Source organism: Paucidesulfovibrio longus DSM 6739 (assembly GCF_000420485.1).
Lineage (GTDB): Bacteria > Desulfobacterota > Desulfovibrionia > Desulfovibrionales > Desulfovibrionaceae > Paucidesulfovibrio > Paucidesulfovibrio longus.
In genome coordinates this window covers 55,607-74,068 of sequence record NZ_ATVA01000018.1, presented here as the reverse complement: position 1 = coordinate 74,068, position 18,462 = coordinate 55,607, and the positions used below count along the sequence as shown (strand labels likewise).

The following is an 18,462-nucleotide window of genomic DNA, read 5'->3' as shown; positions in this document are numbered from 1 at the left end:
GACACGCGCCGCAGTTCCGTTCGCGGCCGAAGCATGTGCGACGGGCCGGTGTCCGCAACGGTACCTGCCGCCTACAAGAACGTAATCGCTCCATATTTGTCAACCACGGCTAGAAGCCGTAACGAGAATATTCCTTGTTCACGCGGTCGATGAGCTGCACGTAGCGGAAGGCGCTCTTGAGCTGGGATTCCTCGACAATGGAATGGCCGAGGTTCTGGCAGGCCGTGCAGGCTCCGTGCGGAATCTCCACGCCCAGGCAGCGCAGCGAGTCCACCTGGGACTCGATCTTGAGCAGCCCCCGGCAATTGCCGCAAAGGTGCAGCCCTTCCTTTTGCGTCTCCTGGAACCCCCCGGTATCGTAGAAGATGGATTTGTTGCGCATCCACCAATCCCCTTCGCGCATGCCGTTCCGGGGATTTTCCGGCGCGGCGGGCGGGTCGTGATACACGCGGGGCATCTGGCGGCAAAGCTCCTCCACGTAGGCCGTGATGCGCTCGTCCTGGCGCAGGGCTTCCGCGTGGTAGTCCGGCTCGCGCAGGGCGCTGTAGTCCATGCCGGCCATGGCCAGGCAGATGCCGAGGTTGACGTAGGGCAGCGCGCCCTGGATGGCGTAACCGCCCTCAAGCACGGCGATGTCCGGGTTGAGCAGGGCGTTCAGCTCGGCGTAGCCCTGGGCCGAAACCTTCATGTCCGTGATGGGATCGGTGTAGTGGTTGTCCTGCCCGGCGGAGTTGATGACCAGTTCCGGCTGGAACTCGGCCAGCAGCGGCAGGACCAGCTCGCGCATGACCGTGAGCACGCCCTGGTCGCCCGTGCCCGGCGGCAGGGGGATGTTGATGGTCCGGCCCCTGGCCGTGGGCCCGCCGGACTCGATGGGAAAGCCCGTGCCCGGAAAGATGGTCCGGCCGTCCTGGTGCAGGGAGATGAAGAGCACGTCCGGGTCGTGCCAGTAGATGTCCTGGGTGCCGTCCCCGTGGTGGCAGTCCGTGTCCACGATGGCCACGCGCCGCACGCCGTAATGCTCGCGCAGCCACTCGACCATGATGGCCTCGATGTTCACGTTGCAGAAGCCGCGCGCGCCGCGCACGCACTTCATGGCGTGGTGGCCGGGCGGCCGGACCAGGGCGAAGGCGCGCTCGGCTTCCTTGTCCATGACCAGCCGGGCCGCGCGGATGGCCCCGCCCGCGGACACGAGATGCGAGCGCGTGGTCACGGCGTCCACGTCCGGGAAACAGAAATGCGTGCGTTCCACGTCTTCGCGCGTGGCCACGTCCGGCTTGTATTCGCGCACTCCCTCCACGTCGAAGAGGCCTTCCTCGTGGAGCTGGTCCTGGGTGTAGAGCAGCCGCTCCTCCCGTTCCGGGTGGGTCGGGGAGATGGCCCAGTCGAACGCGGGGAAGAGCACCACGCCGAGGGATCGTTCCGCCTTGCGCATGGCTAGTGGTCCTTTTTCTTCATCGGAGCGTGCGCTCCACGCCCGGCTTGATCTGGCATTTGACCCGGATGTTGCGGCCCACGGTGTTCATGCCCTCGACCATGTTGAAGCTGGACGCATGGGTGATCTCGGCGCGCTCCGCGTCCGAGGCCAGCTTGAGGTCCGCGAGGTGCGCCAGGAGATGGTTCATGGCGTCCCGCTTGGCGTTTTCGAGGTTGTAGCTCGCGGGGATGTTTTCGTGGTGCCCCAGTCCCGGCAAAAACATGACGTGCTTTTGCGTGTCGGCGAAAAGCTCCACGTCCGTGGTGGTCCGGGTCAGGGCCGCGCCGATGGCGTTGGCCACGGCGAAATGCTCCGGCGCCTCGCTGGCCAGCTGGAAGCAGCCGAAGAGCGGCATGCGCATGGCCTTGGCCGGGCCGCCCATGAGGTAGAGCTTGCGCGGCACGATGCGCTTGCCCTCGATGAGCTCGTGGATGGTGTACACGGGCCGGTCGTTGATCTCGGCCACCAGGGAGCGCGTCTCCTCGTGGATGGTCCGGGCCGCGGCTTCCACAGCCTGGGCCGCGAGCTTTTCCGGGCTGATGGTATGGGACTCCGCATAGGCGGCCACGCCCCGGCGCGATGCTTCCAGGTCGCCCACCTCGCAGAGCCCCCGGCAGTTCAGGGCGTCGGTCAGGGTCGGGTGCCTGCCGCCCTCGGCCATGCTCGGTCCCAGGCGGCGCGGCCCCACCCGGACCAGGTCGCCGATCATGGACAGGGCCGAATCGCCGCCCACCCCGATGGACTTGACCTTGAGCGCGCGCACCAGGGTCGGATGGGAGCCGATCTCGATGCCCGCCCGCTCCAGGAGCGGCGCGCCGTCCGCGAACACGGCGATGTCCGTGGTGGTGCCGCCGATGTCCAGAATGACGGAATCATGAATGATCTCGCAAAGGGCGATGATGCCCATGACCGAGGCGGCCGGGCCGGAAAAGATGGACTGCACCGGCATCTTGCGGGAGTAGGCCAGGGGCATGGTGCCGCCGTCGGCCTTGAGCACGTTGACCCGCACATGTCCCAGGCCCATGCGGCCGAGGCTGGCCTCCACCGCGTCCGCGAACTGGTTGTAGAGCCGCCAGACCGCGCAGTTGAAGTAGGCGCTGGCCACCCGGCGCGGATAGTTCAGCCGCCCGCCGAGGTGGTGTCCCAGGGTGACGAAGTCGGCGCGCTCGCAGCCCTTCTCGTCCTTGGTGTGGCAGAGCCAGTGGCGCAGGGTGTTCTCGTGCAGGGGATTGCGCACGGAAAACTTGCCGACAAGGGCGAAGGCGCGCACCCCGTCCCGGCGGCAGGCTTCCAGGGCCGCGCTGCATTGGGCCTTGTCCAGCCGGGCGGTTTCGTTGCCCCGGTGGTCCATGGCCCCGTCCAGCACGTGAAAATCCTTGCAGAGCATGTATTCGCTGGGGTCCATGCCCGGTCCGGGCACCACGAGCACGCCCACGTCCTCGGCGCGGCCTTCCACGATGGCGTTGGTGGAAAGGGTGGTGGAAAGGTTCAGCCGCCGGACCAGCTTGCGGTCGACGCCCCGGAGGATGCGCTCCAGCGCCTCGTTCACCGAGCCGAGCAGATCGTCATGGCGCGTCTTGACCTTGCAAGCGGCGACCACCTCCACGCCCGGCCCGGATAGATCCAGGGCCACTGCGTCCGTGTGCGTCCCGCCCACGTCGATTCCGAGATACATGGGGCACTCCTGTACTGGCGCGCCCCTAACCGGCGCGACCGGCTTCGCTTTTTCGATAGCACCGGCCCGGCGGCCTCGTCCAGCGCAGGAGGGGTGAACGGTCGATATGGTCCGGTGAGCTGCGGAAGAAGTAGGGTTGAGCAAGCGCGCTCATTCAAACCTTGATTCGGAAGCAGACATTCGATACCGCTAATTCATTCAAAGGGTACATAGAACTTGTTTCTTCCGAACTTGCAGCTACAGAATGAATATCGGTGATATATGAGAACAGCTATACCGGCTTGTCCAAAATGTAGAAAATATAGAGTGTATGACGATCCTCCTCGTAATTGGCGCAACGCAAAGAAAGAAGAGACATATTGTATTCTGCATGCACCCGCCGAAGAAAAAGCGGATATCAACAATTTCAATTTTCAATTAAAGCTACATATTAAAAAATTACTAAATCAAAATCAAGCACACTATATCAATCTGAGCGGAGCAATCTTCCCGCACAAACTGCGTTTTGCCGACTTGTTCCAGAATTTGGATAATTCATTTATCAATCTTACAAATTGTACCTTTGTCGAAGATGTATATTTTTCTGACTTAACTAATGGAAACGCATTTAACTGCAATCAGTCAGAATTTTGCAAGGAGGTTTTTTTTAGCAATACAAAATTTATTTCTAAATTTGACTTACTTGACATCACTTTCCAAGACAATGTCTACTTTGATAGTGCAGATCTCACTAAGGGATTATTGATTGCTAATACACGCTTCAATAAGAGATTTTTTATCAAAAATGGACAATGTTCAAATATCACAGTCCTTGCTTCTGATTTTTATGGAAATACTTTTTTTGAAAATACAATGCTTGTTACTTTTGAACTTGTGAATTCAAAATTTTTAAGCAATATTCATTTTTATAATACATGTCAGGACTATATCAATTTTAATCATAATTATTTTGCTGGTGATGCAGAGTTCTACAACACTAATATTTTAGGTTCATTTAAATTTGAAAATAACATCTGTAATGCTGGTGTATATTTTAACAATGTTGATTGTACCGGGAGTGCTTCTTTTGCTCGGACACGATTTAACGATTTCACATCATTGCGCTTTTCAAAATTTAGTTCAAATTTAAATTTCAATGAAGCCTGCGCCAAGGAAACTATATATTTTGAGCGGGTCGAATTCGCAGAGTCTGTTGATTTTGGTGCCTTTACCGCTAACAAAACCATCCAACTCAGTTGGATTAACATGCATAAAATTATACTGAATAACGCTCCAATCGAAGCATTCTGCTTCACAAACTGCGTATGGCCGCAAGCGGATGGTCACTTCCGGGTAGCGAATCATTCTACTTCGAAACCGAACGACCTTATAGATGTTTACCGTCGCCAAAAAAAAATATCGAAGCTTAATCACGACGAGTTAAGAGCATCTGATTGGCATTGGCAAGAAAAAGAGATGCTGCTCAAGACGAAAACAACACCACCTGTAACATATTATTTTCTTATTTTTTATAGATTTCTCAGCGGCTACGGAGAAGAACCTCAAAGAGCTTTTTGGGTGCTGATTGCCCTTTTAGCCTTACCAGTAATACTTTTTGCATACTTCGAACCATTCCAATATTCTGATCAGTCCAAGATAAGTTGGTCAATATTCTGCAATGTTTTCACAGATTGGTATAACTGTCTTCCCCTGTCTAAGTTCAGTCCCTATGAAGAATACTCAATCCTCAGAAAAGTATCGTATTTACTCTTTCAAGTTTGTATAACACTCCAGGCTTCGCTACTCGCATTCTCGCTCCGCAATAAATTGCGACGCTAAACAAGTGTTTGTTTTTTGTTTTTTTCTGCACCTCGAACTTCTGCGTTGCAATCGACAACGAAGAATTAGCCATAGCATTGTTCATTTCTCTCATTCACGCTTAACTGCAGTAATCGGTTACTATACTCTTAGTACAGGGGCCGCCGCGCCGCGCAACGTTCTCAAAGAAAAACCGCCCCGGAAGAACGCGTCTTCCGGGGCGTGCTTCGTGCCGTGGGCAGCCGGATCAGAAGGCCGTGTTCTTGGGCAGATGGATTTCCAGGTCCGGGGTCACGTCCAGCTCCACCGTGACCTCGGCGGCGCTGAAGTCGAGCACGTGGCCGCCCATGGTTTCGGTATAGTCCAGAAAGTGCAGGTGCAGGCCGGGCGCGCCCACTCCGGTCATGTAGGCGGGAGTGTGCCAGCCGACCATGTCTCCGGTCACGTTCTTCAGGGGAAAGATCGCCTGTTTCTTGATGACCTCGGCCAGCGGGGGAAAGGGCTTCTCGCTCTTGGGCACGCTGCGCGCCTGGACGAACTGGAAGTTGCCCTTGACGTGCACGGCGTAGAGCATGTCCGGACCGGGCAGCTCCTTGAGCAGTCTGCGCTCGAAGTCGGCGTAGTCCTTGACGTACTTGAGGGTGAAGACCAGGTCCGGCTCGAAATGCGTGACCTGCGCGAAGGGTACGCCCGCGTCGTCCGGCATCAGCCTGGGCACGCCCGTGACCGGAATCTGCCAGACGCGGCCCTGGTAGAAGAACATCTCGCCGTCCAGGCCCTGAAAGGTGCCCATGCCGAAGTCGCCGCGCTTCTTGAGGTCGCCCACGGTCTGCTCGGAATCGTAATATCCGGCCTTGAGCTTGGCCAGGGTCGAGATCTGGTAGAGGACGTCGTTCGCCGGATCGGTGTCGATGGAATAGCTCACGGCTCCGGCAAGCGAAACCGGCAGAAACGAAAGCAGCAAGAGGCAGAGCGCAGGGGCGGCGAAACGGCGCATGGCGGTTCTCCTGATCTGAAATGGTATGGTTCGGAGGAAAATAGCCGGGGAGGGACGCAAAGACAAGGCCGAATCAGCTTTTCAGGCACTCGCGGCAGACGCCCTCCACGCGCAGCTCCACATCCTCGACCCGGCCCAGCCCGGCCAGCTCCGGTCCGGCCAACCGTTCCAGGTTGGCGTCCTCCAGCCCCAGGCAGATGCAGCGGCCGCAGCGGGTGCAATGGAAGTGGCCATGGCCCCGGCCCAGGCAATAGTGGGCCGTGCGGCCCGGCCCGGTGTGGCGGGCAAGCACCCCGCTGCTCACGAGCAGATCGAGAATGCGGTAGAGCGTGACCTTGTTCATGCTCCCGCCCAGGGCGGCGAGCAGCTCCGGCGCGCTGACCGCGCCCTCGGCCCCGGCCACGGCCTCGAAAACCATGACCCGGCGCTCCGTGGGATCGACCCCGGATCGAAGCAATGTCTCCCGGACCATCAGCCGCTCCTTCCCCGGCGACGCCCCAGCGCGTCCCAGGCCGTGAGCGCGAAGAAGCTGGCTGCGGCCACCGCGATGATGCACGCGCCGGAGGTGAGGTCGAACCGGGCCGAGAGCAGCAGCCCGGCCAGGCAGAAAAACAGGCTCCAGGCGCAGGCCCGGAGCATCATCCCGCCCAGGGAGCGCGCCCGGCGCTCCGCGAGGTAGGGCGGAATCGTCACCAGGGCGATGACCAGGATCAGCCCGACCACGCGCACGATCATGACCACGCAGAGCGCGGTCATCAGCGGCAGGAGGTAGTGCAGAAAGCCCACGGGCACGCCGCGCGCCTCGGCGAATTCCGGATCGAAACTCATGGCCAGCAGATCCTTGTAGAAAAACAGCGTCAGCGCGGCCACGAGTGCGTCCAGCGCGAGCATGACCCAGAGGTCCGAGGCCGGGACCGCCAGGATGGACCCGAAGAGAAAGCTCATCAGGTCCGATGCGTAGCCCGGAGAAAGGTCGATGAGGATGATGCCCGTGGCCATGCCCGCGGCCCAGAGCACGCCCACCACGGTGTCGGTGCGCTCGCCCCGCCTGCGGGTGACGCAGCCCATGAGCAGCGAGGCTCCGGCCGTGAAGCCGAGGGTGCAGGGCAGCGCGGGCCAGCCCATGAAAAAGGCCAGGCCGATGCCCCCGTAGGCCGCGTGGGCGATGCCCCCGGCCAGGAAGACCATGCGGTTGACCACCACCAGCGTGCCTATCAGCCCGCAGGCCACGCTGGCCAGCACGCCTGCGGCCAGGGCGTTCTGCATGAAATCGAAGGAAAAGAGCGTCAGGAGGTCATTCATGCCCGGCCTCCCTTGCGGAAATGTCCAGCGGCTTTCCATGCGGTCCGTGGCGCAGGCTGAGCTGGGCGATGTAGTCGTCCATGGCGCAGGTGTGTTCGTGCTGCCCGTAGAGCAGTTCGAGCATCTCCTTGCTCAGTTCCGGCCCCTGGCTGGAGATGACGCTGCGGTTCACGGCGGCCACTGCGGAAATGCGCGTGGTCAGAAGGCTCATGTCGTGGCTCACGGCCACCGTGGTCAGCTTGCGCGCCTCGCCCATCTTGCAGAGAAAGTCGAAGAAGCAGAACGAGCCGTGGGGATCGATGCTGGCCGTGGGTTCGTCCAGGATGAGCAGCTCGGCGTCCGCGGCCAGGGCTCTGGCGATGAGCACGCGCTGCTTCTGCCCGCCGGAAAGCTCGCCGAAGAGCCGATCCGCGTGTTCGCCCATGTTCACGCGGGCCAGCGCTTCCAGGGCCTTGTCCCGCGCGGCGCGAGAGCGGCCGAAGAGACCTTGGCGCGCCCGGTCCACGCCCATGAGCGCCGTGTCCAGCACGGTGATGGGGAAGCCCGCGCGGGCGTGGGTGTGCTGCGGAACGTAGCCGATGCGCCTGGACGCGCGCGGCGGCCTCTGCCCCAGGACGCGAATGCTCCCGGCGTCCGGCTGGAGCAGGCCGAGCATGAGCTTGACCAGGGTGGTCTTGCCGCCGCCGTTGGGGCCGATCACGGCCATGAACTCTCCGCGCTCCACGCGAAGGTTCACGCCGGCGAGGGCGGGACGGCCGTTATACGAAAAGGCGAGGTCTTTGATCTCGACGGCGGGTTCGGTCATATTCCGCTCATACGTTATTTCATGGCGTTGCGGAAGCTCTCGGCCACGGAAAGCAGGTTGGCCTCCCAGTCGGCGGCCAGGGGATCGGCCTCGACGACCTGCGCGCCCACGGCCCCGGCCACGGACAGGGCGGTACGCTTGGACATCTGGGGCTGGATGAAGACCGCGCGCACCCCGTGTTCGCGGGCCTCGGTGATGATTCCGGCCAGCTCGGCCGGGCCTGGCTCCTTGCCGTCCACCTCGATGGAAAGCTGGGTCAGGCCGTAGGCTTCGGCAAAATGCCCCCAGGCCGGATGGAAGACCAGAAACGTGCGCCGCTCCGGGGAAACATCCTGAAACAGCCCCTGGATCCGGGCGTCCAGCGCGTCGATCTCCGCGAGAAAGGCCGTGCAGTTGGCCCGATAGCGCGCGGCATTGGCCGGATCAAGCTCCAGGAGCGCGTTCAGCGCGTTCGCGGCCATGACGCGCATCCCGGCGGGCGCGGTCCAGACGTGCGGATCCATGCCGTGATGATGATGGTGATGCTCGGCCTCCTCCGCGTGTTCGTCCGCGTCGGCATGATGCTCATGCTTGGCTGCGGCCTGCGCCATGTGGCCGTCCGCCTGCCCGGCATCGTGTACGTCGTCATGTCCGGCGTCATGTCCGGCGTCATGTCCGGCGTCATGGCGCGCGGAAAATTCCAGCCCCGCGTTCATGGGCAGCACCCGCAGATGCGAATTGACCCCCGCAAGCCGCGCCAGCCAGGCTTTCTCGAATTCCAGGCCGATGCTCAGGTAGATGTCGGCCCGCGCCAGCACGGCCACCTGGGAGGGTTTCGGCTCGTAGGTGTGCGGGTCCGCGCCCGCAGGCACGAACACCACGCACTCCAGGGAGTCGCCCGCGATCTTCTCCAGGGCGTAGCGCTGCGGCTCCACGCTCACGGCGACCACGGGCGCGGCTTCGGCGCTGCGGGCCGTGGCCGCCCCGATGATGAAGAAGAGAACCACCGCGAGCAAGGCTCCGAAAAACATGACGTGCTTGAACATACTTCTCCTCCTCGTGGCGTGTGCAACTCGGTTGCTTGATGCAACAGGGTTGCACGCAAGTCAAGCGCGAAACATGGATTTGCGCGCAGCGCGCCCGCAACGCCGGAAGCCCACCCCACCGGCTCGCAGCGCAGGCCAGGATAATCTCCTCCCGCTCCATTCTAACCCCGTGCATATGACGGATTTTTTTGGTATGCTTCCTCTGAAAGCAACCAACGCGCCCAACGTCCCCAAGGGGAATCGGCGCGCAGACTCAAGGAGAACATCTATGACCAAGAGTTTTCACTGCGTAGTCGACGGCAAGGTCAAGGGGGGCAACTTCCAGTCCTGGGTCATGGACACCGCCCAGGAAATGAATCTGACGGGCTGGGTTCGTTACATCGAAGACGGCAAGGCCGAGATTCTGCTCCAGGGCGACATGATGCAGTGCTCCCGCTTCAAGGACAAGATGGTCGCGGAAGCCCCGCTGCCCGAGGTGCATGAAATGCACTGCGAATTCATCGAATACGACAAGAGCTTCGACAAGTTCGACATGCGCGGCTGACCGCGCCCCGACGGGCTGCGGAGACGCGCCTTCGGTCGCTTCGCAGCCCGTCACGGCCCGGGCCATCCTATTTTATATTCCCGCCCCGGCCATCCCGATCCCCAAATCCGCATCCATCCCCCCCCCTTTCGGCACTTCCCGGTGTCCGATTCCGCATTTGGCACGCCCCTTGCCTTATTCCTCCGAACCTTGTCGACGCGGCCCGATCTTCACAAAGAAGGCACATGGCCGCACCTGAGGGGCGCTGCGACCGCCCCGCCCCGGATCGGCATGGGTACATTGCAAGCGACTGAAAAAACTTCGTATTTCAATTTTTTGCAAATCTGTTTCAGTTGTGAACATATTTGGCAACGGCAATTTACGAAAACGGCAATTACGCTTTTCAGCAATTCGACTTTATTGCGCAAAATAACGAAATTGCAATAATGCAAGGAGGAACTCCCGCATGAATCCGGTGGACAATGCCTTCATCCTGATCTGTGCCGCGTTGGTGCTCTTCATGACGCCCGGGCTGGCTCTCTTCTACGGCGGTCTCGTCCGCAGCAAAAACGTGCTCTCGACCGTGATGCACAGCGTCTTCATGATGGGTCTGGTTTCCGTGCTCTGGGCGCTGGTCGGCTATTCGCTGTCCTTCGGCTCGGACATCGGCGGCGTCATCGGCGGGCTGGACTACCTCTTCCTCAGCGGCGTGGGCATGGGCCCGGCCCAGGAAGGCGGCAACCTTTCGCATCTGACCTTCATGATCTTCCAGTGCATGTTCGCGGTGATCACCCCGGCGCTGATCTCCGGCGCGTATGCCGAACGCATCAAATTCAGCGGCTTCGTGCTCTTTTCCTCGCTCTGGCTGCTCGTGGTCTACGCGCCCATGTGCCACATGGTCTGGGGCGGCGGCCTGCTCGGTCAGATGGGCGCGCTCGACTTCGCCGGCGGCGCCGTGGTGCACATGAGCTCCGGCGCGGCGGCCCTGGCCTGCGCGCTGCTGCTCGGCAAGCGCCGCGGCTTCGGCAAGGAAGCCTTCATCCCGCACAACCTGCCCATGACCGCCCTGGGCGCGGGCATGCTCTGGTTCGGCTGGTTCGGCTTCAACGCGGGCTCGGCTCTTGCCGCGGACGGCATCGCGGCCAACGCCTTCGTGACCACGCACATGGCCGCTGCCGCCGCCTGCGTGGTCTGGGTCGTCGTGGAGTGGCTGCACTCCGGCAGGCCCACCACCCTGGGCGCGGCCTCGGGCGCGCTGGCCGGACTCGTGGCCATCACCCCTGCCGCGGGCTTCGTCGATCCCTGGGCTTCCCTGGTCATCGGCGGCCTCGCCGGAGTGATCTGCTTCGGCGGCATCATGCTCAAGAACAAGCTCGGCTACGACGACGCCCTGGACGTGGTCGGCATCCACGGCGTGGGCGGAACCTGGGGAGCGCTGGCCACCGGCCTTTTCGCCTCCGGCATCGTCGAATTCGACGGCGTGCCGCAGTTGGGCCTCTTCTATGGCAATCCGAATCAACTTTGGATACAGTTCGTTTCCGTGGTGATCACCTGGGCCTTCTGCTTCATCGCCAGCGTGGTCCTCTTCAAGATCGTGGACGCCGTTGTGGGCATGCGCGCCACCGATGAAGAAGAGATGAAGGGCCTGGACAACACCCTGCACAGCGAAACCGGCTACCAGCTGTAATCGCCAAAGCGAACAAGGAGCCTTGATATGAAGAAGGTGGAAATCATCACCAGGACATTCAAGCTGGACGAGGTCAAGGAGGCGCTCTCCGACCTCGACATCAAGGGCATGACCGTTACCGAGGTCAAAGGCTTCGGCCGCCAGGGCGGCCACAAGGAAGTCTACCGCGGCGCCGAGTATCAGGTCGATTTCGTCTCCAAGGTCAAGATCGAGGTCGTGGTTCAGGACGACATGGTCGGCCAGGTCGTGGACGTGGCCGCCAAGGCCGCCAAGACCGGACAGGTGGGCGACGGCAAGATCTTCGTCATTCCCGTGGAAGAGGTCGTGCGCATCCGCACCGGCGAAACCGGCGACGGCGCGATCTAGCCCAGACCGGAAACGCTGCGCGCCATGACCGAAATTGACGGGAGGCCCGGCCCGGCCACGACACTGGGCCGCGAGCGGGAACGCCTCGCCGAATTCGCCCGCCAGGGCAATGTCGAGGGATTCCCGGCCAAGGCCGCCCGCCTCATGGACGACTACTTCCGGGACCGCCTGGAGGAGACCGTGGACGCCTGTCCCGGCCTCCGGGCGGTCCCGTTCGCTTTGGTGGCCGTGGGCGGCTACGGGCGCAACGAACTCTGCCCGGCGTCGGACGTGGACGTGCTGCTGCTCTTCAAGGGCCGCATTCCCGCCGAGGCCGAACAGCTCTCCGCCTCGCTCTTCCACCCGCTCTGGGATCTGGGCCTGGACCTTGGCCACGGCGTGCGCACCCTCAAGGACTGCCTATCCCTGGCCCGCAACGACCATCAGGTGCTCGCCTCCCTGCTCGACGCCCGCTTCATTGCGGGCGATCCCGGCCTGATGCGCCGCTTCAACGAGTCCTTCGCCAGCTTCGCCAAGGGGCGCGGACGCGGCTTCGCCGCATGGCTCAACGAGCGCAACGTGGAACGCGAGGACCGCTACGGCGACTCCAGCGCCCTGCTCGAACCGGACCTCAAGAACGGGCTCGGCGCGCTGCGCGACGCGCACCAGATCGGCTGGTGCTCCGTATTGCTCAGCGCTGGCCGCCGCTGGGACAACCCTCTTTCCGGCGGCGAACGCGAGCGCCTCACCGAGGACTTCGCCTTCATCCTCCAGGCCCGCACCGCCCTGCATCTGGCCACGGGCCGCCGCACGGACACGCTTTTCTTCGATCTTCAGCCCCGCGTGGCCGAAATGCGCGGCTTTTGCACCCCGGACCAGAACCCCCACGAGCGCGCCCTGGGCGTCGAGGAATTCCTGTCCAGGCTGCACCGCTCCATGGCCCGGATCAAATCCCTGCGCAGCGCGTTCCTGCGCGAATGCTTTCCTCCGCGATTCCGCCGCTCCCGCCGCATGGGCGAGGTACTCGACGCGCCCGAGGGCCTGCGCCTGCGCGATCCGCAACACGCGGCCACGCGGCCCGAAACCGCGCTGCTGCTCTTTCGCCACGCCGCGGAAACAGGCCTGCCCCTCTCCCTGGACACGCTGCGCCTGGTGCGCCGCCGCGCCCGGAGCTGGGCGCAGTCCCTGGCCACCACGCCCGGAACCCTCTACGAGCTGCTCTTCATCATGGGCCGCCCCCACGGTGCGCACGCCGCGACCATGATGCTCGAAACCGACTTCCTGGCCGCACTGATCCCGGAATTCGGCGCGGTGCAGCATCTCGTGCAGTTCGACGACTACCACGTGCATCCCGTGGGGCCGCACACCCTGGTCACGGTGGCCAATCTCGCGGGCTTCCTGCGCGGCGAGGGGGGCTACCTCGCGTCCCTGGCCTCGGAGGTGCGCAAGCCGGAGCTGCTGCTTCTGGCCGGGTTCTTCCACGACCTGGGCAAGAGCCGCCCCGGCCACAGCTACGCCGGAGCCGAGCTGGTCCGGGAAATCCTGCCGCGCTTCGGCGTGCCGCCGCAGGACGTGGAGGAGGTCGCCTTCCTGGTCCTGCACCACCTGCTGCTGCCCAAGACGGCCATGCGCAAGGATCTTTCGGACGAATCCGTGGTTGCCCAGTTCACCAGCGTGGCGGGCTCGCTGGAGCGCCTGATCATGCTCCACCTGCTCTCCACGGCGGACAGCATGGCCACGGGGCCGCGCGCCTGGAGCTCCTGGACCCATTCGCTCTTTTCCGAGCTGTTCCTCAAGGCCCGCAACCTGTTCACCCACGGCCCCATGTCCGCTCCTTTCGCGGCCCAGCAGCTTCTGGAGGCCAAGGAAACGGTGCGCACCATCGCCGAACGCACCCTGCCGCCCAAGTTCGTGGCCAGGCACCTGGACAAGATCTCCCTGCGCGCCTTTCAGGCCCTGCCGCCGGAAGACCTGGCCCGCCACCTGGAAATGGTCCGCCGGTTCCAGGAGTCGCCGGACCGCAAGGTGCTTCTCGAAGCCCGCAAATCCTCCGTGCCCGGCGCGTTCGACGTGACCGCGGTCTGCGAAAACATGCCCGGCCGCTTTGCCCGGCTCACGGGCAGCCTGACCCTGCACCACTTCGACATCCTCTCCGCGGACGTGTTCACCTGGGGGAGCGGCCTCGTGGTGGACGTCTTCCGCGTCAGCCCGCCCCAGGACAGGCTCTACCCGGACACGGTCTGGGAGCAGCTGGCCAGGACCATGCACGGCGCGCTGTCCGGCGAGATTTCCCCGGCGGAAAAACTGGAGCAGATGCGCCGCTCGCCGCTGCACCAGACCAAGACCGCCCCGCCCCTGCCGCCGGACATCAAGGTGGACACCACGACCAGCGATTTCTACACCATCCTCGAGGTGGCCGCGCCCGACCGCATCGGCCTGCTCCACGACATCGCCCGCTGCCTGGAGCGCCTCGGCATCGAGGTCCATCTCGCCAAGATCACGACCAAATCCGGACGAATCGCCGACATCTTCTACGTGCGCGACTCCGGGGGGATGCGCTACGTGGGCGACGAGCGCATCGAGGAACTGCGCCGGGAGCTGCTGCCCGTGCTGGGTTGAGCCGTTCTATCCCGCCCACCTTCCTGTTGATAAGCTCTCGGTTTCCTTGATCCGGCTTGCCTCCCGATCCGGAAAGGTGTTAGCCTGAAAACAGGGGATACGATTCGGCGGAAACCGCGAGAGGGGCGGCCATGCACGAATTCGATCAGAATATGCCGCACCCCGGCGGGGGCGGCGCGGGCTTCTTCAGCTCGACACGGCTGGGCTTTGCTGCCTCGCAGCTGGGCCTCGTCGCCGTCTATGTGTTCGCGGCCAGACTCGGCATGGCCTTCGCTTCCCTGCCTCCCGGCAACCTCACCGTGATCTGGCTTCCGGCGGGCGTGGCCCTCTCTGGCCTGCTGCTCTTCGGCTGGCGCGCCCTGCCCGCCGTCTTCATCGGCTCGTACGCGGCCAATGCGCCCTTTCTCGCTTCCGGCCCGCAATCCTGCCTCCAAACCATCGACCTGCTCTGGTCGCTGGGTCCGGCAGCCGTGGACACGCTGCAACCCGCGCTGGCCTTCACGCTCTACCGGCGCATGCTTCCGGGCGACCCGTTCTCCACGGGACGCGGGGTCATCCGCTTTTTGTTTTACGTGGCCCTGCTTCCCTGCCTGGCCACCTCCTGGCTCGTGGTGGCCGTCATCCATCTCGGCGGCTACACCGACACGGTGCAGCTCTCCCAGGTGGCGCTGCACGGGCTGATCGTCGTGCTCGGCGACACCCTCGGCATCTGCCTCGTGGTCCCGCTCTTCTTCGCCTTCCGCAGCTCGGAGCCGCACGCCCAGGATCTGGCTCGACCCGCGTCCACGCTTTCAGCCCTGCTGCTCACCCTGGGGCTCTGCTGGCTGGCCTTCGTGCACCTGCCGCAAAGCCGCTACCTGATTCTTCCGCTGCTGCTCTTCTTCGCTTTCTGTTCCGGCCTGCGCGGCCTTTCCACCGCCCTGCTGATCATCAGCATTTCCAGCGCCGCGGCCACGGCCAGGGGATACGGCCCCTTTGTGGAGCGAACCGCGGCCACGTCCTACGCGACCCTGGTCTCGTTCCTGCTCTGCCTGCTGCCGCCCTTCCACTACATCCAGGCCGTCATGCGCGAGCTGCGCGCGCACCGCAGCAAGCTGGAATCCCGCGTGCGCGAACGCACACGCGAGTTGGAAGCCGCGAACCTGCGCCTGCGCGAGATCGCCAACACGGACGAGCTGACCGGAGTGCGCAGCCGCAGGAGGCTGCTGGAAATCGGGGAACGCGAGGTGGACCGCGCCCTTCGCTATGGACGGCCTCTGGCCCTGCTGGCGCTGGACATCGATCACTTCAAGCGGGTCAACGACAGTTACGGCCACGGCGTTGGCGACGAGGTCTTGCGGGGGCTGACGAGCGAGCTTCAGGCCCGGCTGCGTCAGGGCGACCGCCTCGGAAGGATGGGCGGGGAGGAGTTCGAGATTCTGCTGCCGGAAACCGGGCTGGCCGAAGCCGTGCGCACGGCGGAAAAACTGCGCGCAGGCATCAGCGCATCCGAGATCGAGACGTCCGCGGGCCGCCTGCGGATCACGGTCAGCTTCGGCGTGGCCGCCCTCGATCCGGGCGAAGGGCTGGACCAGGCGCTGCGCCGGGCGGACCAGGCCCTCTACAAGGCCAAGCAGGCGGGCAGAAACCGCGTCGTGGCGATGGAATAGCGCTGCCGCTTTGCTTGGTCGAAGAGCGCAACCTGCCGAAGTGGAAGGAAATAAATTCCATCACTCCCTCTTGCGCCGCTTCCGTGCCGGGTGTATCCCCTGACCATTGCGACCGCCGGAGTGGCGTCCGCGAAACCGGTCTGTGCGGGGGTGCGCATCATGCGTCTGTCGCTCTCTGTGCTGGAAAAATTTCTGCTCAAGTCGGGGTTCGAGGTCACGAACCATTGCGACGCGGCTTCCGGGCTGGTGCTCTGCACGGCCCGCCGCGAAGCGGACCAGGCCTTCGTCACCTACCCCCATCCCCTTTACGAATTTCGCGGCCTGGACCGGGACCAGTGCACCCTGCGCATGGCGGGCGACGTTGCCGCCATCTGGGGGCTGACTCCGGAAGCACTGGCCCTGAAGGCCCTGGCCGAATTCGACATGCCGCCGCAGGGCTTCGCCTGCACGCGCTGCGGCCGCTGCTGCCAGCGCTTGGGCGACGCGGCCCGGGGCCGCATCGCTCCGGAACAGGTGCGCGAGTGGGAAGCCGCGGGGCTGACGCGCATCCTCCGTCTGGTGCGCCGGGTGGACCGCCCGGCCTACGTTTTCTATGAAGCCTGGGTCAATCCGCGCACAGGAAGATACTTCAAGCGCTGCCCCTGGCTGGCGCGTCTGCCCGGCGGGGGCCGGGGCTGCTCCATCCACGAGCACAAGCCGCTCAAATGCAGGGCCTATCCCTACGACTCGGAAGGAGCGCAGCGCCAGGGCTGCCCCGGATTCGACCATGCACCGGAATTCGAAGTGCCCGAATTTGAAAAAAAGCGGGTCCGGGCCAAAGGCAGGCCCGCGCTCCCGGAGCAGGACGCCCCCTAGCCTTCCAAAGCAGGGAAGCGCGCTCAGCTCCCGCCGGAACCGAACGGCTCCGGCCCCTCCACCGTGGGCCCGCCGATGAACTTCCAGGCGAGCATGCCCCCGGCCAGGTCATGGACCTCGCCCAGTCCGGTGCGGCGCAGGCTCCAGGCGGCCAGGGGGGAGCGGTGCCCCGTCATGCAGATGAAGACCACGGGCGGCGGACTCTGGTCCGCGCGGGCGTGCAGCTCCAGGGCCGTTTCCAGCTCGGCGGAGCCGAACGGCGCGTTGATCGCGCCCGGAATGTGAAACCAGCGGTATTCGCGCGGGGTGCGCACATCGATCAGCAGCGGCTTCCACCCGGAGTCGAGCCTGCGGCGCAGTTCGCGCGGGCCGAGCCGCGAAAGGCCGCTCAGGCCCCAGCCCAGTTCCCAGATGACCGCCAGCAGCGCCAGCGTGATCAGCAGTCCCGTCAGCCGCATGCCCGCCTCCTTGGATGTGTTCGCCCGCTCAGGGCAGGACTTCGGGCGTGCGCGGGTCCGGAGCCTGGTTGCGCTGGTACACGCGCAGCTGGAACCAGGGCAGCGCCGCCAGAAGATGGTCGAAAATGTCGGACTGGATGTCCTCGTACGCGGCCCAGGCCGTGTCGTTGGTGAAGACGTAGACCTCCAGGGGCAGGCCCTCGGCCGTGGGCTCCAACTGCCGCACCAGGAAGGTCATGTCCTGGCGCAGCTTCACGTTCTCGCGCAGGTAGCGCACCACGTAGGCCCGGAAGCAGCCCAGGTTGGTCAGCCGTCGGCCGTTGAGCGGGTGCGAGGAGTCCACGCCGCGCGCGCCGTTCCATTCCTCGATCTCGCGCTCGCGGACCTCCAGGTAGTCGTGCAGCCGCTCCACCTTGCGCAGGGAAGCCAGCAGCCGCTCGTCCGCGAAACGCACCGAGGCCTGGTCCAGGATCAGGGAGCGCTTGATGCGCCTGCCGCCCGCGTCGGTCATGCCGCGCCAGTTCTTGAACGCGCCATCCACGAGCTTGAAGGTCGGGATGGAGACGATGGTCTTGTCCCAGTTCTGGACCAGGACCGTGTGCAGGGCGATGTCGATGACCTCGCCGTCCGCGCCGAAGCCGGGAACCTCCAGCCAGTCGCCCCGGCGCACGAGGTCGCCGCCGATGAGCCGCAGCCCGCCCACGAAGGAGAGAATGGTGTCGCGGAACACGAGCATGAGCACGGCGGTGAACGCGCCCACCCCGGAGAGCAGGCCCCAGGGGGACTGGCCCAGCAGCAAGGCCAGGATGGCCACCCCGGCCATGATGAAGACGAAGAGCCGCACCAGCTGCACCGCGCCCTTGATGGGCCGCCTGCCGGACAGGGGCAGCGTCTGGTAGATGTCGTTCAGGGCGGAAAGAATGGCCGAAAGGGCCAGCGCGCCCACGAGCAGGGACAGGGCGTTCACCCCCCGGCTGATCCAGTCCGCCTGGGCCGGAAACACGAGGCCGAGCTGGGAAAGCACGAGCAGAGGCGCGAACCAGGCCAGGATGTGGAACACGCGGCGCTTTTCCAGGGAATCGTCCCAGCTGATGCGCGTGCGCTGGATCACGGCCTGGACCGCCCGCACGGCCACGCTCCGGGCCAGGGCCAGTGCCAGCCGCGCCCCGGCCAGCAGGCCGAGGACGTAGAGCGCGTCGCGGATCCAGGGATAGTGGTCGAGCAGGGTGCGAAGCTGTTCCATGGTCG

At 63.8% G+C, this 18,462-nt stretch carries 16 protein-coding genes; 7 read left to right on the top strand and 9 right to left on the bottom strand.

Going from position 1 to position 18,462, the window contains the following annotated elements:
• Positions 1–109: 109 nt before the first annotated feature.
• Both G452_RS0115955 and G452_RS0115950 read right to left on the bottom strand, forming a co-directional pair.
• Entirely contained in the window at positions 110–1,435 is a 1,326-nt protein-coding gene (locus G452_RS0115955; RefSeq protein ID WP_022663271.1) for a histone deacetylase family protein, read from the bottom strand.
• 19 nt (positions 1,436–1,454) lie between these two features.
• Complete coding sequence (locus G452_RS0115950; protein ID WP_022663270.1) at positions 1,455–3,152, bottom strand: hydantoinase/oxoprolinase family protein; 1,698 nt, start codon at positions 3,150–3,152, stop codon at positions 1,455–1,457.
• A 306-nt stretch (positions 3,153–3,458) separates the two neighbouring features.
• Here G452_RS0115950 and G452_RS21590 point away from each other — a divergent pair, with 306 nt between their 5' ends.
• Positions 3,459–4,970: a hypothetical protein gene (locus tag G452_RS21590; RefSeq protein WP_155887783.1), complete on the top strand. Its 1,512-nt coding sequence runs from the start codon at positions 3,459–3,461 to the stop codon at positions 4,968–4,970.
• Between the two features lie 226 nt (positions 4,971–5,196).
• Here the strand turns inward: G452_RS21590 and budA are convergent, their stop codons facing one another.
• The 5 genes from budA to G452_RS0115925 all read right to left on the bottom strand — a co-directional run bounded on the left by budA (position 5,197) and on the right by G452_RS0115925 (position 9,078).
• A complete protein-coding gene (gene budA, locus G452_RS19995; RefSeq protein ID WP_022663269.1) occupies positions 5,197–5,946 on the bottom strand; it encodes an acetolactate decarboxylase in 750 nt (249 codons plus the stop codon).
• Positions 5,947–6,019: 73 nt separating this feature from the next.
• Entirely contained in the window at positions 6,020–6,418 is a 399-nt protein-coding gene (locus G452_RS0115940; RefSeq protein ID WP_022663268.1) for a Fur family transcriptional regulator, read from the bottom strand.
• Positions 6,418–7,248 carry a metal ABC transporter permease gene (locus G452_RS0115935; RefSeq protein WP_022663266.1) on the bottom strand — a complete coding sequence of 277 codons (831 nt, stop codon included), beginning with the start codon at positions 7,246–7,248 and terminating at the stop codon, positions 6,418–6,420. The genes G452_RS0115940 and G452_RS0115935 overlap by 1 nt, the downstream gene beginning before the upstream one ends.
• The gene (locus G452_RS19990) at positions 7,241–8,053 is read right to left on the bottom strand and encodes a metal ABC transporter ATP-binding protein (RefSeq protein WP_022663265.1); all 813 of its coding nucleotides are present in this window, start codon (positions 8,051–8,053) and stop codon (positions 7,241–7,243) included. The genes G452_RS0115935 and G452_RS19990 overlap by 8 nt, the downstream gene beginning before the upstream one ends.
• Before the next feature lie 14 nt (positions 8,054–8,067).
• Positions 8,068–9,078, bottom strand: coding sequence for a metal ABC transporter solute-binding protein, Zn/Mn family (locus tag G452_RS0115925; RefSeq protein WP_022663264.1), 1,011 nt, complete (start codon positions 9,076–9,078; stop codon positions 8,068–8,070).
• Positions 9,079–9,346: 268 nt separating this feature from the next.
• Here G452_RS0115925 and G452_RS0115920 point away from each other — a divergent pair, with 268 nt between their 5' ends.
• The 6 genes from G452_RS0115920 (at position 9,347) to G452_RS19975 (ending at position 16,756) form a co-directional block, all read left to right on the top strand.
• The gene (locus G452_RS0115920; RefSeq protein ID WP_022663263.1) at positions 9,347–9,622 is read left to right on the top strand and encodes an acylphosphatase; all 276 of its coding nucleotides are present in this window, start codon (positions 9,347–9,349) and stop codon (positions 9,620–9,622) included.
• A 445-nt stretch (positions 9,623–10,067) separates the two neighbouring features.
• On the top strand, positions 10,068–11,288 hold the full coding sequence (locus G452_RS0115915; RefSeq protein ID WP_022663262.1) for an ammonium transporter: 1,221 nt from the start codon (positions 10,068–10,070) through the stop codon (positions 11,286–11,288).
• Between the two features lie 27 nt (positions 11,289–11,315).
• Positions 11,316–11,654: a P-II family nitrogen regulator gene (locus G452_RS0115910; protein WP_022663261.1), complete on the top strand. Its 339-nt coding sequence runs from the start codon at positions 11,316–11,318 to the stop codon at positions 11,652–11,654.
• Positions 11,655–11,678: 24 nt separating this feature from the next.
• Positions 11,679–14,252, top strand: coding sequence for a [protein-PII] uridylyltransferase (glnD, locus tag G452_RS19985; RefSeq protein ID WP_022663260.1), 2,574 nt, complete (start codon positions 11,679–11,681; stop codon positions 14,250–14,252).
• Between the two features lie 131 nt (positions 14,253–14,383).
• Entirely contained in the window at positions 14,384–15,901 is a 1,518-nt protein-coding gene (locus tag G452_RS20855; RefSeq protein ID WP_022663259.1) for a sensor domain-containing diguanylate cyclase, read from the top strand.
• A 159-nt stretch (positions 15,902–16,060) separates the two neighbouring features.
• Entirely contained in the window at positions 16,061–16,756 is a 696-nt protein-coding gene (locus G452_RS19975) for a YkgJ family cysteine cluster protein (protein ID WP_155887781.1), read from the top strand.
• Between the two features lie 23 nt (positions 16,757–16,779).
• Here G452_RS19975 and G452_RS0115890 read toward each other — a convergent pair whose 3' ends face one another.
• Complete coding sequence (locus tag G452_RS0115890; RefSeq protein ID WP_022663257.1) at positions 16,780–17,214, bottom strand: rhodanese-like domain-containing protein; 435 nt, start codon at positions 17,212–17,214, stop codon at positions 16,780–16,782.
• A 28-nt stretch (positions 17,215–17,242) separates the two neighbouring features.
• On the bottom strand, positions 17,243–18,457 hold the full coding sequence (locus G452_RS19970) for a mechanosensitive ion channel family protein (protein WP_022663256.1): 1,215 nt from the start codon (positions 18,455–18,457) through the stop codon (positions 17,243–17,245).
• Positions 18,458–18,462 lie beyond the last annotated feature (5 nt).